Origin of the sequence: Mycolicibacter senuensis, from assembly GCF_003284925.1 — a bacterium.
Classification (GTDB): domain Bacteria; phylum Actinomycetota; class Actinomycetes; order Mycobacteriales; family Mycobacteriaceae; genus Mycobacterium; species Mycobacterium algericum_A.
Genome location: NZ_QMEX01000005.1, coordinates 86965 through 100564, shown reverse-complemented (window position 1 = coordinate 100564; position 13600 = coordinate 86965). Strand labels below are relative to the sequence as shown.

Here is a 13600-nt window from a genome sequence, read left to right as displayed (position 1 = left end):
CACCGCCGACAGGGGCAGCTGGGAGGAGATGTACCCACCCGTCAGCGGGCCCAGCGCACCGGTGATCGGGGCCGGGCCGCTGAGCACGCCGGCCACCCCGGGCGGGTTCTGGGCCAAGCCCACGAGCTGGCCGGCGATCAGCCACCCGCTGCCGAGGTTGGAGAGGTGACCGAGCGGCGAGTACGGCCCCACCAGGTCGCCCAGCAGCTTGCCGATGTCCCCGATCCCCGAACCGACGTCACCGAGGGACGGGGCCGCCTGCGCCGGGGACGGGTTGAGGTTCTGCAGCGCGCGGGGCACCGCCGACATCAGTTGCGAAACCCGCGACGGGGCGGCCGAGGCGGTCCTGACCCCGGCATTCTCCGCTGCGGTGACCGCCCGGGTCACGGCAGTGAGGTCGGCAGCCTCCGGAGCCGGGTCGAACACGCTGACCTGGGTGGCAGCCGCCGCTGAGCCGGCGTAGGTGTACATGGCGGCAGCGTCCTGCGCCCACATCTCGGCGTAGAGCGCGTCGGTGGCCGCGATCGCCGGGGTGTTTTGCCCCAGCAGGTTCGTCGCAACCAGCGTCATGTGCAGGCTGCGGTTGGCCGCGATCACCGGTGGCGGGACGTGCGCCGCGAACGCGGTCTCGTAGGCCGCGGCCGCCGCGGCGACCTGGCCGGCCACGTGCTCGACCCGCAGCGCCGTCGCACCGATCCATTCCGCGTAGGGGGTGGCCGCCACCGCCATCGACATCGCGGACGGCCCGTGCCAGGACCCGGACAGATCGGCGATCACCGAACGGTAGGCCGCGGCCGCGGAGTGCAGTTCGCCGGCCAGCCCGGACCACGCCGCGGCGGCGGCCAGCAACGGCCCGGGCCCCGCTCCGGAATACATCAGGCCGGAGTGGACTTCGGGGGGCGTAGCTGCAAATTCCATCTCGCCTGACCTCCGGAGGTGGGGACTCCCGACGACCACCCGCGGTGGTCAGAAGGTGAATCTAAGGCGGCCGTCTGGTAGATCGCCGGGAGGTGCCTGTCCGAATTCCTGGAGAATCCTGTGGCCGCGATCACATGTCGGCGGCCGTCCGGCCGGCCCAGCGCCTTACTGTTACGCCAAGATACTCTTAAATTTCTTAATTTGTGTGTATCGTTGGCCGCTGGCGTCGGGAAGGGGATTGCGGTGGGCGAATCGGGAACGTCTGCGGTCGTGCTGGGAGCCGGGATGGCCGGACTGCTGGCGGCCCGGGTGGTGTCGGAGTTCTACGACTGCGTCACGGTGGTGGACCGCGATCAGCTGCCCGATCACCCGGTCCACCGCAAGGGGGTGCCGCAGGGCCGCCACCTGCACAGCTTCCTCAGCGCCGGCACCAACATCCTCGGCGAACTGTTCCCCGGCATCCTCGCCGAGCTCGCCACCGCCGGCGCGGTGGTGATCGACAACCCCGACCTGTCCGGGCGGTACGCCCGTCTCGGCCGTCATGAGCTCAACCGGACGGGCAGGCTCGCCGATCCGACGTCGTTGGCGATCTACAGCGCGAGCCGGCCGCTCCTGGAGTTCCAGGTGCGGCGCCGTGTCGACCGGATCGGCAACGTCGCATTTCTCGACGGCCACGACGCGATCGAGCCGGTGCACCACCGGGGCGCGGTCACCGGTGTCCGTGTCACGAATCAACGTAACCGCCTCACGCAGGTGCTGCCCGCGGATCTGGTCGTCGACGCGACGGGACGCGCTTCGCGCACCACCGAGTTCCTGGCCGGGCACGGCTTCGGCTGCGTGCCCGAGCAGCGCCGCAACGCCAACTGGGGCTACTCCAGCCAGCTGCTGCGCATCCCGCCGGACCGGCTCACCGACCGGCTGGTCTTCGTCAACCGGGGCCGGCCCGCCCCGGTGCTGTTGCTGGTGGCCTACGAACACGACACCTGGATGCTGGCCATCGCCCGCAGCGACGAGCAGGGCGCTCCCCCATCCGATTTCACCGCCATGCTGGCCGCGGCCAAGCAGCTCCTGCCGGCCGACATCATGGCGGGGTTACGCGATGCCACACCGATGGGCGAGCTCGCGGTGTCCCGCGACACCGGCGCGTTGTGGCACCGCTACGACCGAATGCCGCGGATGCCCGCCGGGTTGGTGGTGACCGGCGACGGGCTGTGCCGGCTCAATCCGCTGCACGGCCAAGGCATGACGATGGCGGCACTCGAGGCGGTCGTGCTGCGCGACTGCCTGCGCGAACGCGGACCGGCACTGCCGCAGCGGTTCTTTCGCGCCGCGGCCGGCCGGATCGCACCGGTCTGGGCTGCGAACGCCGCCGCCGACCACCCGTCCTCGCCGGATCACCCACGACCGCTCCGCCACCGGCTCGGCCGCTGGCTCGCCGAGGCGGCCGGCAACGCAGCGGCCCGTGACATCGTCGTCACCGAACGCCTGCTACGGGTGCGCAACCTCGTCGACCCGCCGTCGCGGCTACGCGACCCGGCGTTATTGGGCCGTATCCTGCTGGCCAACCTGCGCGGCGACCGACAGCTCACCCGCCCGCTGACTCCCGAAAGCCCCACGGGCACCCTGTTTTCGCGACGCCCCAGCGCCGGGGGCTCCCATGCTTGACGCGATCTACCGCGCCGCTCGCGGCCGGATCGGGGCGCTGGCCGCCGGGCTCGGCGACCACCAACTGCGCACGCCGGTCCCGGCCACGCCCGGCTGGACGGTGCACGACGTGCTGGCCCACCTCGTCGGCGGCGCCGCCGATGTGTTGGCCGGGCGCCTCGACGGTGCGCCGGGCGACTCCTGGACCGGACGGCACGTCGCCGAACGGCGCGCGCTGCCGATCGAGGAGTTGCTCGACGAATGGGAGCGCGCCGCCCCGGCGGTCGAATCGAGTCTGCCGGAGCAGCACACCGGTCCGAATCTGGCCGCGGACGCCATCTGCCACGAAGCGGACCTGCACGAGGCGCTGGGCCTGCCACGCACCGACCGCGAGCACTGGCAGCCGTTCCTGGACGTGATGGGCTACTTCCCCGGCCGCCGGCTGCGCGACACCGCGACGCTGGTGATCACAGACGAACTGGGGCAGGAATGGCATTGCGGCTCAGGGGTGTCGGTGACCGTGCTGCGCGCCGACGGCTATGAACTGCTGCGCGGCGTGTTCAGCCGGCGGTCGCGCCGGCAGATCGCCGCCTGGGACTGGTCGCCCGAGCCACTCGGTCAGCTCGTCGACGGGTTCGGCGCGTTCGGCCCCCGCGACGACGACCAGCCGATCCCGCCCGGCCGGCTGACCTAGGTACGCCCGGCCCGCCGCGGCGGAGGAACGTCACCGGGAGTGACCCCGCGCGTGCCCTCACTCCCGCAGTGCAGCAACTACCTGTTTGCCGAACTCGGCGATCGTTTCCGGTGCGGCGAAATCGGAGAACCACACATAGAAGCGTTGCGCGCCATGGTCGCGCAGGCCGGTGAAGTAGGCGACCAGTTCGTCGGCACCGCCGCAGACCAGCCCGGGGCCGAGCTGACTGAACCGGCGGCGTGCCTTGCCGATCACCGCCTCGGCGTCAGCACCGTCGCCGACGAACCCGACCATCTGCTGCACCGAGGCCCGCGCCGAACCGATCTTGTCCACCAGTTGCGGCAGTTCGTTGACGTGTGTGGCCGGTAGATTCCACCAATCCGCATGCTGAGCAACCAGTTTCAGCATCCTCGGGCCACGGCCGGCCAGCAGCAGCGGGATCGGGCTGCTCGGTGTCGGCAGCTGGGCGTCCTCGCCGCCGGACCAGTAGCGTTTCAGCGCGGCCACCGTCTGTGCCAGGGCGGTGACACGGCCGCCCGCGGTGGGTTCGCCAAGGCCGAAGCGGGCCAACTCGTCGGGCATCGACCCCGATCCCAACCCCAGCTCGAATCGCCCACCGGTGGCCTCGGCCAGGGTCACCGCCTGCTTGGCCAGCACCGCGGCATGTCGGAACGCATCGCAGAGCACCAGGTGGCCGATCCGCAGCCGTTCGGTGTGCGCGGCGACCCAGGTGGCGATCGTCATCGCCTCCCAGACCGGGGCGTCGGGTGCCATCGGGGTCTCGAGGTGGTCGAGGAACGCCAGGCCGTCGAAACCGCTGGCCTCGGCGGTGCGTGCCCGCAGCACGATGTCGTCGATGCTGAGTCTGCTCTGCGGCAGGAACAGGAACCATTCGGCCATCACAAGACTCCGTCGGCGCTACAGCGCCGCCCAGATCGACTTGGTCTTCAGGTAGGCGTCGATGCCCTCGTAGCCGAACTCTTTGCCGACGCCGGACTGCTGGAAGCCGCCGAAGGGCACGTTGTGGTCGAACGTCAACTGGCAGTTGAGTCCCACCATGCCGGCGTTGAGCCGCTTGCCCAGATCGTGGGCGCGGGCCAGGTTCGTGGTCCAGGCGGTGGCGGCCAGGCCGTAGCTGGTGTCGTTGGCCATCGCCACGGCTTCGTCGTCGTCGTCGAACGGCAGGATGGTGACGACCGGACCGAAGATCTCCTCCCGGTAGAGCCGGCTGGTCGCCGGGTCGACGCCGGTGACCACGGTCGGCTTGACGAAGTAGCCCTTGCGGTCCAATCGGTAACCGCCACTGACGATCTCGACGCCGTCCTTCTTACCTTGGTCGATGTAGCCCAGCACCCGATCGAGTTGTTTCTGGCTGACCAGCGGGCTGATCATGGCGCCCTCGTCCTTCGGCCCGCCCAGCACCAGGTTCTCCCCGATCATCGCAATGCCGGCTACCACTCGCTCGTAGACGCTGCGCTGCACGAAGATTCGGGAACCGCACACGCAGCCCTGACCCGAGTGCACGAAGATGCCCATCGAGGCCATCATGATCGCCATGTCCAGATCGGCGTCGGCGTAGATGAGCACCGGGGACTTGCCGCCCAGCTCGAGGGTGACCTTCTTCAGGTTGTCCGCCGAGTCGCGCATGATCTGCTTGCCGACCTCGGTGGAGCCGGTGAAGGCGACCTTCTCCACGTCGGGATGCGCGGTGATCGCGGCACCGGCGGTGGCGCCGTAGCCGATGACGAAGTTGGCGACGCCGTCGGGCACCCCGGCCTGCGCGATCAGTTTCTCCAGCAGCACCGCCGACAGCGGGGTCTCCTCGGCCGGTTTGACGACGCTGCTGCAACCGGCGGCCAGCGCGGGGGCGACTTTGGCGCAGGCGTTGAACAGCGGGCCGTTCCACGGGTAGATCAGCCCGACGACGCCGTAGGGCTCCTTGTGGGTGTAGGCGTGGAAATTGGCGTGGGTGCTGTTGACACCGCCCTCCATCTGCACCTGGTAGCTGGCGCCGTTGATCTTGGTGCACCAGCCGGCGTAGTAGCGGAAGAACTCCGCGCAGGTGGACACGATCATCTCGGCCTGGGCCGGCGGCATGCCGGCGTCCAGCGACTCCAGTTCGGTGAACTCCTTGGCGTGCTCGTCGATGAGGTCACCGAGGCGCCACAGCACCTTGGCGCGCTCGCGAGCCGCGATGTCGGTCCAGACGCCCGACTGGTAGGCCGCCTTGGCGCGGGCGACGGCCTCGTCGACTGCTTCGGGGCCGGCGTCGCGGAACTCGGTGATCTGCTCCTCGGTGGCCGGGTCGATCACCGGGATCACCTCACCGGTGCCGGGACGCTTCGCCAGATCATCGATTACCGACTGCAGTGCCATAGCGGGACCCTTCTCGTCGCGGAGATGCTGGGCACTTGCTTAGCATCCGGCCCACGGTGTGGTCAACAGTGAGACATTCTGTTGACGATCTGTAAAGGTGTGTTTCGGAGGGTCGCTGGTCAGAACAGCTCGGGTGAAAGGGCAGCAAATGGGACAACTCGTCGGGGTACCGGCCCGGCCCCGCCGCGAGCGGCACTTCGCCCCAGCGATGGGTTTGGCCGCCCAGCTCGGCCGCGGCACGAGGCGGGTCGTCACCGATGCTGTCATCGGACGTTCCGCGCGGCTGCCCCGCCGCGTCGCCGACCTGACCGAAGCGCACTTGACGCGGCTTCTCGGTCGGCGGGTGGAGCGCGTCACCGTCGTCGACGGCGATGCGGGTACGTCTTCGCGGGCCCGACTGGCACTCGACGGCGACGGCGTTCCCAGCACGGTCTTCGTCAAGATGCCCGCCGAGACCGTCGCCACCCGGTTCATCACCGAGCTGGGCCGGCTGGCCGAGACCGAGACCCGGTTCTACAGCGAGGTCGCGCCCCAGCTGCGCGACGTACCGCAAGCGCACGCAACGGCATTCGACCCGCTGACCAAGGACCAAGCTGTGCTGCTCGTCGAACTCCTCGCCCGGGTGCACGCCGTGTTCTGGGAACGCCTGCCGACGTCGCGTAAGGCCGCATTGGGCTGGGTGTACTCGGCGTCGGAGGATCCCGTCGCACTGCTGACCGGACGGCTGCTCCGAATGTCGGCTAAACGCTTGGCGGACAAGACCGAGATACCCGTCGATCGTGGACGATTCATAGACGAGAACTACGGCGCGGTGGCATCGCTGATCGACAGCGGGCCGCAGACCCTGATGCACGGCGACGCGCACCCGGGCAACGTGTATTTCCGCAACGGCCGGGCCGGGCTGTTGGACTGGCAGGCGATCCGGCGCGGACACGTCAGCCGTGAGCTCTCCTACTCACTGATCAGCGGCATGACGACCGCGGACCGACAACGCACCGAGCGTGACCTCCTCGACACCTACCGGCAGGCGGTCCGAGCGGCCGGCGGGCCCGATCTCGACCGTGAGGATCTCTGGACCCGCTATCGCCAGTCGGCGCTGTACGTCTACACCGCCAGCGCGATCACGGCGGGCCTGGGCGGCATGCAAGACGACGCCATCGCGCTGGCCGGGCTGGCCCGCGCGGTGGCCGCACTCGAGGATCTCGACACCGTCGCCGCGTTGCGGGCGGCGCTGTAGGGTCCCAGGCACTGCGATCAGAAAGGCGCACCGTTGGGCATCGTCACCACGAGTTCGGAAACCGCGTTCAGTCACGCCCCGGAGACGATCTATGATTTCGTCACCAACCCGGCCAACTGGACCAAGACCTATCCAGGTAGCGCTCATATCGAAAACCTGCCCGGCCGACTGCCTTTGGAGGTGGGCGACACCTGGGCCGAGGCCGGCCCGGACGGTGAACGGATCTTCAGCTGGCAACTGGCGATGGCGATGCGCCCGCGGCTGTGGGTCTTCAATTCGGTCGGGCGCCTCGGGCACGACCGCGACGGTAACGGCGGAATGGAGGGGCGGATCACCGTCCAGTACCACTTCACCCGGCCCGCCGACGACGTCACGCTGTTCACCCGCACCATGACGGTCGAGGCCTACAAGCACGCGCCCCTGCCGGACGGGTTCTTCCGAGCGGTCAATCCCGCCAAGATCGACGACTATCACGCCGCCATCGCGCGAGAGTTGGGGACCTAACGGACCTGCCGAACCGAACTCTGTTGCAGCAGAACGGCTACGGACCGTCGCGGCGGAATGCAGTCATCGCGTCGATCTTTCCTTCGATGGGCGCGCCGGGCTTGCAGTAGTACAGCCACGGCTTCAGCACCATCGATCGAGAGGCTGGACGCTCAGTCACCAGGGCGGTGCGCGGCGTGTGCTCCGGCGCGGCGGCCGAAGAAGGAGCCCTCGCCCAACTGGGTGCCGCTGGCGTAGCCCTTGCCGTCCTGAGCGATGTTGGATGCGCAGGCTCCGACCGCGTAGAGGCCCGGGATGACCGTGCCGTCGGCGCGTTGCACCTGACCGTCGACGGTCACGGCCAAGCCGCCCATCGTGAACCCCGAATACATCGCCCGTCCTAGCGACAGATCGAACACCGCCCACGGACCGTTATCTTGCGGCGCAAGGTATTCCGGCTGCTTGTGGAAGTCCGGATCTTCCCCCTTGATCGCCAGCTCGTTGTAGCGGGCCAGCGTCGCGGCCACATTACCGGCCGGGAGGCCGAGCGCCGTCTCCAGTTCGGCGATCGTCTCGTAACCGTCGAGGAACCGGATCAGCGGCATCTCGGGCATCTCGGTATGTGCCTCGTCGACGATCAGGTAGGCGGTCTGCTCGGGTTGCTCCAAAACGAAAGCCGAGGTTCGCGAGTGGTAGGAGTCCTCGGCCACGAACCGCTCACCGTCCTTGTTGACGATCACACCCGTGAGCAGGACCTCCGGCGGGTACGCCGCGGCGGTGATGAACAGCTCGTCCATGAACTTGGTGGCCCCGCCCGCCGACTCGCCCAACCGGATGCCGAGGCCGTCGTCGTTGGGGTTGCCCAGGATGTAGGGCGCCACCAGCCCGTGGTGCTTGGTGCGGCGGGGCTGGCCGAGCGCCGGCGTGTGCTCGGCAACCATGTCGGGGTTCATCGCGAAGCCCCCCGCGGCGATGACGACCGACTTCGCCCGCACGGCGCCGGTCTCGGTGTACTGCTTCCAGGCGACACCCACCGCCGCACCCTTGCCATCCAGGATCAGATTGGTTGCCCCCGTTTCGTACTGGAACTGCACACCCAGCTCGTCGGCGCGCTTGAGCAACAAGTCGACGACCAGCTTGGCTCCGCCCAGCTCGCCCGGCATCGGCACCGAGTGCCCGCGCGGTGCCGGGACGGCCTGCTCGCAGAACGGCCAAACCTTTTCATTGCCGGTATAGCTGAGGCCCTCTGTCCCCGGCGGCACCACGACCTTGCCCGGGTAGTACGTGCGCTCGAATTGAAATCCCAGGTCTTCCAACCAGTTGAAGTGTTCGACACTGCCATCGCAGTACACCCGGATCTTGTCGTGCTCGGGCTCACGCGACACCGCGACGAGGTATTTGTACATCTCCTCCGCCGAGTCCGGATGCCCGGTGGCCTGCTGGACGGCGGTCCCGCCGCCCAGGTAGAAGTGGCCGCCAGCCATGGCTGTGGTGCCGCCGGCCTCGGCAGCCCGCTCCAGCACCAGCACCCGGGCCCCGCGCGCCGCCGCGCTGACCGCCGCGCAACCGCCGGCAATACCGAAGCCGATCACCACGACATCGACCTGGTGCGACCACGCTGAAATATCCTCGGCCCTGATGGTTTCCGGTTGGGTGCTCATTGGCGCCACTCCTCCTCGTTGCTGACCCTCACAACACCACCACCGAACGCAGCACCTTGCCGGCGTGCATCTTGTCGAAGGCCTCCTCGACATCGCCGAGACCGATGCGTTCGGAGACGAATTTCTCCAGCGGCAGCCGGCCCTGCAGGTACAGGCTGATCAGCGTGGGGAAGTCGCGTTCGGGCAGGCAGTCGCCGTACCAGGACGACTTCAGCGAGCCGCCGTGGGAGAAGAAGTCGATCAGCGGCATGTCAAGCCGCATGTCCGGGGTCGGAACTCCCACCAGCACAACGGTTCCGGCCAGGTCGCGTGCGTAGAACGCTTGCTTCCAGGTCTCCGGGCGCCCGACCGCGTCGATCACCACGTCGGCGCCGAAGCCGTTGGTGAGCTCCTGGATGGTCTCTACCGGATCCTGCGTGCGGGCATTGATGGTGTCTGTCGCGCCGAAGTCGCGGGCCCAGGCCAGTTTGGTGTCGTCGGTGTCGACGGCGATGATGCGCCGCGCGCCCACCAGCGCGGCACCGGCGATCGCGGCGTCACCTACGCCGCCGCAGCCGATCACCGCCACGGTGTCGTCGCGGGTGACGCCGCCGGTGTTGATCGCCGCGCCCAGCCCGGCCATCACCCCGCAGCCCAGTAGCCCGGCCACCGCGGGGTCGGCGGCCGAATCGACTTTGGTGCACTGACCCTCGTGCACCAGAGTCTTGTCGGCGAACGCCCCGATACCCAGCGCCGGGGTCAGCTCGGTGCCGTCGGTCAGCGTCATCGGCTTCGAAGCGTTGAAAGTGTCGAAGCACAGCTGCGGGCGACCGCGCTTGCAAGCTCGGCACTGCCCGCACACCGCGCGCCAGTTCAGCACCACGAAGTCCCCGGGCTCCACTGCGGTCACCGCAGAACCCACCGCTTCCACGGTGCCGGCGGCCTCGTGGCCCAGCAGGAACGGGTAGCTGTCGTTGATACCGCCGTCGCGGTAGGTCAAGTCGGTGTGGCACACCCCGCAGGCGGTGACGGCCACCACGACATCGTTGGCGCCGGGATCGGGAATGACGATGTCGGTCACCTCGACCGGCTTGCCCTTCTCGCGGGAGATCACACCGCGCACTGTCTGACTCATGTTGTTCCCCTTCAGAGTTCAAGCTTTTTAGCGAGACGTTCGACGTAGGCGGCGACTTCGGCCTCGGGCTTGTCCGGCAACCCGAACAGCGTCTCGGTGACGCCGATGTCGGCCCAGTGCGCTAGCTTCTCGGGCACCGGCTTGAAGTCCAGCGCCACGATCTGCGGCGCGCCGTCGCGGCCGGCGGCCGCCCAGGTGTCCTGCAGCAGCTTCACCGGCTCGTCGATGTCGAAGTCGCGTGGCGTGGTGATCCAGCCATCGGCACTGCGGGCGATCCACTTGAAGTTCTTCTCGGTGCCGGCCGCACCCACCAGCACCGGAATGTGCGACTGCACCGGCTTGGGCCAGGCCCAGCTGGGGCCGAAGTTGACGAATTCGCCCTCGAACGACGCTTCTTCTTCGGTCCACAGCGCCCGCATCGCCTCCAAGTATTCGCGCAGCATGGTGCGACGGCGCCCCGGCGGCACCCCGTGATCGGCCAACTCGTCGGTGTTCCAGCCGAAACCGACCCCCAGGCTGACCCGGCCACCGGAGAGGTGATCGAGCGTGGCGATCGATTTCGCCAGCGTGATCGGATCATGTTCGACCGGCAGCGCCACCGCGGTGGACAACCGGACCCGCGAGGTCACCGCACAGGCCGCTCCCAGACTCACCCACGGATCCAGGGTGCGCATATAGCGGTCGTCGGGCAGCGACTCGTCCCCGGTGGTCGGATGCGCGGCTTGGCGCTTCACCGGGATATGGGTGTGCTCGGGCACGTAAAACGTGGTGAAGCCATAATCATCGGCGAGTTTGGCGGCCGACGCCGGGTTGATTCCACGGTCACTGGTGAACAACACAAGCCCGTAGTTGAGCGTCGTGGGACTCATTGGCTCGCTTCTGTCGTCGTGGCAAGGTCGCTGGCCCAGCGGTAGTCGGCCTTGCCGACCGGTGAACGCAGGATTTGGGGGGCCCGGATCACGGTCTTGGGGACCTTGTATCCGGCGATGTGGCGCCGGCAGGTGGTCAGGATCTCCTCATCGGTGACCGCAGCGTCCTCGGCGAGTTGCACGATGGCGACGACTTCGCTGCCCCAGCGCTGCGACGGCCGGCCCACCACAACGGTGTCGCGCACCGCGGGGTGCGCCGCGATGGCCCGCTCGACCTCTTCGACGAAGATTTTCTCGCCACCGGAGTTGATAGTCAACGAGTTTCGGCCCAGCAACCGAACCCGGCCGTCGGGCAGGTATTCGGCGCGGTCTCCCGGAACCGACCAGCGCACACCGTCGATCGTGGGGAAGGTGGCAGCGGTTTTGTCTTCGTCCCCGAGGTAGCCCAGAGGAATATGGTCTCGCCGGGCCAGCCAGCCTTCCCCGTCGCCGGGTAGTAGAGCGTGCGTGAATTCCGTTGCGATAACACCGGTATCGGAGGCCGGTGTGAATACCGCGGTCTCAGAGTCTTTCGCGGCCATGGTATTCATCTGCAGGCCTGACTCGGATGCGCCCACGGCGTCGAGAATCATGATGTGGGGCAGGGCGGTGACGATGCGCTCTCGCAGTGTCGGCGATAGCGGTGCACCTCCATTGCTGATAGTCAGCAGTGATGACAGGTCGTAGTTGCCGGTTTCGATCTCTTCGATCAGTGGTCGGGCGATCGCATCGCCGACCACCGGGATGTTGATCACCCGTTCGCGTTCGGCCAGACGCAGCACCTGATCGGGTCGCAGCCGCTCCACATCGTCGGGGATCACGATGCGACCACCCCGGGTGATGATGTTGAAGGCGGCCCACTGCGCGGCGCCATGCATCAGCGGGGCCAACATCAGCATCGACAGTGCGCCGGGGGCCTGGCCGGCCTGCGCGGCCAGTTCGGCATACGACGCCAACGGGGTTTCGCTGCCGAACGGCCGACCTCCCATCGACGCCATGAAGATGTCGTTTTGGCGCCACAGCACGCCTTTGGGCATGCCGGTGGTTCCGCCGGTGTAGAGAATGTAGAGGTCGTCGGGGCTGGGGGTGGGGATCCCGGCGGCTGGTGCGGTGGTCTCGGTGATGGACTCGTAGTCCACCGCCCCGGGAAGCAGGGCGTTGCCGCTGTCGTCGGCGACCTGGATGAGGACTTCGAGGTTCGGCAGTCGATCGCGAATCGCCGCTACTGTTGGCGCGAATTCTGCGCCGTAGACCAGTGCGCGGGAATTGGCGTTGTCGAGCAGGTGGATCAGCTCCTCTTCGACGTAGCGGTAGCTGACGTTGAACGGCGCGACCCGGGCCCGGAATCCGGCCAGCATTGTCTCCAGGTATTGGTTGCCGTTACGCAGGTAGATGCCGAGGTGGTCCTGGCCGGACTGGTGGCCTGCGAGCTGGTCTCGGGCGATGTGGCAGCCCAGCCCCCGCGTTGCCAGGTAGCGTGCGACGCCGTCGACCCGGGCGTTGGTCTCTCCGTAGCTGTAGTGGCGGTCCCGCCACACCAGCAAAGTGTGGTCGTGGATCGCGTCGGCCACGGTCGCAAAAACCGAGGACAGATCAAAACGGGTCATCGCACTGCTCCTAATGACAATCAAGGCGGAAGTCGTGCCGGAACGTCGCCATCGCCTCGATTTTGGCTTCGACGGGCGCGTCCGGCTTGCAGTAATAGGTCCACGGCTGGGTGAGGATGTGGGTGATGCCACCGGCTTCAGCGCGGGCAATGTCATCGGTCCCGAACACATCGATAAGCGGTGCGAGCACGGTGAACTCGTCCGCCTCGCGGCCGATTGCCCGCCGGTACCTCCGCAGCTTTGCGACAGTGTCGATGGCCTGGTCGGTGTCATCAGATCGCCGACCCAGCCGTCGTAGCGGGCGGCTCGACGTAGCGCGAGATCGGTCAATCCGCCGAACAGCACCGGGATGGGCGGTGGGTTGGGTGTCATCTCCAGCCGGGGAGTGCGGTAGTGCTCGCCGTCATGTTCAGTCCAGCCCGGCGACCAGAGGTCGCGCATGAGTTCGACTGCCTCTTCGGTGCGCTTCCCGCGGCCGACAAAAGGCTGTCCCATCAACGTGAACTCTTCTTCGCACCACCCCACACCCAGACCCAGATCGAGGCGGCCGTCGGCCAGCACCGCCGCGGTACCGATCGCCTTTGCGGCCGAATACGGGTCACGCAGGGCCGCAACGTAGACGGTGGTGACAAAGTGATCTGGGCCAGCGCTCCGATCAGCACCCATGGGTCGGGCCAGTCGGTGAACGGCGACCAGCGCCGCTCACCATCGACGGTGTAGGGGTATCGCGTGGTCAGCTCGGCGAAATTCACCACATGATCTGGAATTCCAACACCGTCATAGCCGAGCCGGTCCGCGGCAGCCCCAAGCGCGAGGATGTCGGCGGTCGGGAGGAATCCGGTGCTGATATAGACTTTCACGCCGACGAACCGTGGCTGGCGGCTGGCGGCCGGATCCCCGTACGGGTGAATCTGCCCGGGTTCTCCACACTCACGAAGCAGATCATACATGCCCTAGT

11 protein-coding genes and 1 pseudogene are annotated in these 13600 nt (G+C 67.9%); 4 read left to right on the top strand and 8 right to left on the bottom strand.

Annotation, left to right across the window (positions count from 1 at the left end):
- The coding region (locus DQP56_RS03725; protein ID WP_133258884.1) for a PPE family protein at nt 1–918 on the bottom strand (918 nt) is incomplete at its 3' end.
- A gap of 243 nt (nt 919–1161) precedes the next feature.
- Here DQP56_RS03725 and DQP56_RS03720 point away from each other — a divergent pair.
- Both DQP56_RS03720 and DQP56_RS03715 read left to right on the top strand, forming a co-directional pair.
- Nucleotides 1162–2583: an FAD-dependent oxidoreductase gene (locus tag DQP56_RS03720; RefSeq protein WP_234825492.1), complete on the top strand. Its 1422-nt coding sequence runs from the start codon at nt 1162–1164 to the stop codon at nt 2581–2583.
- On the top strand, nt 2576–3256 hold the full coding sequence (locus DQP56_RS03715; protein WP_112683632.1) for a maleylpyruvate isomerase family mycothiol-dependent enzyme: 681 nt from the start codon (nt 2576–2578) through the stop codon (nt 3254–3256). The genes DQP56_RS03720 and DQP56_RS03715 overlap by 8 nt, the downstream gene beginning before the upstream one ends.
- A 57-nt stretch (nt 3257–3313) precedes the next feature.
- Here the strand turns inward: DQP56_RS03715 and DQP56_RS03710 are convergent, their stop codons facing one another.
- Both DQP56_RS03710 and DQP56_RS03705 read right to left on the bottom strand, forming a co-directional pair.
- Nucleotides 3314–4156 (bottom strand): LLM class flavin-dependent oxidoreductase, encoded by an 843-nt coding sequence (locus tag DQP56_RS03710; RefSeq protein ID WP_112683631.1) that lies wholly within the window; start codon nt 4154–4156, stop codon nt 3314–3316.
- An 18-nt stretch (nt 4157–4174) separates the two neighbouring features.
- Nucleotides 4175–5632 carry an aldehyde dehydrogenase family protein gene (locus DQP56_RS03705; RefSeq protein ID WP_112683630.1) on the bottom strand — a complete coding sequence of 486 codons (1458 nt, stop codon included), beginning with the start codon at nt 5630–5632 and terminating at the stop codon, nt 4175–4177.
- 148 nt (nt 5633–5780) lie between these two features.
- Here DQP56_RS03705 and DQP56_RS03700 point away from each other — a divergent pair, with 148 nt between their 5' ends.
- A complete protein-coding gene (locus DQP56_RS03700) occupies nt 5781–6869 on the top strand; it encodes a phosphotransferase (RefSeq protein ID WP_112683629.1) in 1089 nt (362 codons plus the stop codon).
- A 33-nt stretch (nt 6870–6902) separates the two neighbouring features.
- Entirely contained in the window at nt 6903–7373 is a 471-nt protein-coding gene (locus DQP56_RS03695; protein ID WP_112683628.1) for an SRPBCC family protein, read from the top strand.
- A gap of 152 nt (nt 7374–7525) precedes the next feature.
- On the opposite strand, the gene DQP56_RS03690 is transcribed toward DQP56_RS03695, so the two are convergent.
- The 5 genes and pseudogenes from DQP56_RS03690 to DQP56_RS03670 form a co-directional block, all read right to left on the bottom strand.
- A complete protein-coding gene (locus DQP56_RS03690; RefSeq protein ID WP_112683627.1) occupies nt 7526–9013 on the bottom strand; it encodes an FAD-binding protein in 1488 nt (495 codons plus the stop codon).
- 28 nt (nt 9014–9041) lie between these two features.
- Nucleotides 9042–10127 (bottom strand): S-(hydroxymethyl)mycothiol dehydrogenase, encoded by a 1086-nt coding sequence (locus DQP56_RS03685; RefSeq protein WP_112683626.1) that lies wholly within the window; start codon nt 10125–10127, stop codon nt 9042–9044.
- Between the two features lie 11 nt (nt 10128–10138).
- Nucleotides 10139–10996, bottom strand: coding sequence for an LLM class F420-dependent oxidoreductase (locus DQP56_RS03680; protein ID WP_112683625.1), 858 nt, complete (start codon nt 10994–10996; stop codon nt 10139–10141).
- A complete protein-coding gene (locus DQP56_RS03675) occupies nt 10993–12642 on the bottom strand; it encodes an acyl-CoA synthetase (protein ID WP_112683624.1) in 1650 nt (549 codons plus the stop codon). The genes DQP56_RS03680 and DQP56_RS03675 overlap by 4 nt, the downstream gene beginning before the upstream one ends.
- Nucleotides 12643–12652: 10 nt before the next feature.
- Nucleotides 12653–13502: pseudogene (locus tag DQP56_RS03670) on the bottom strand (LLM class flavin-dependent oxidoreductase).
- Nucleotides 13503–13600: the final 98 nt, after the last annotated feature.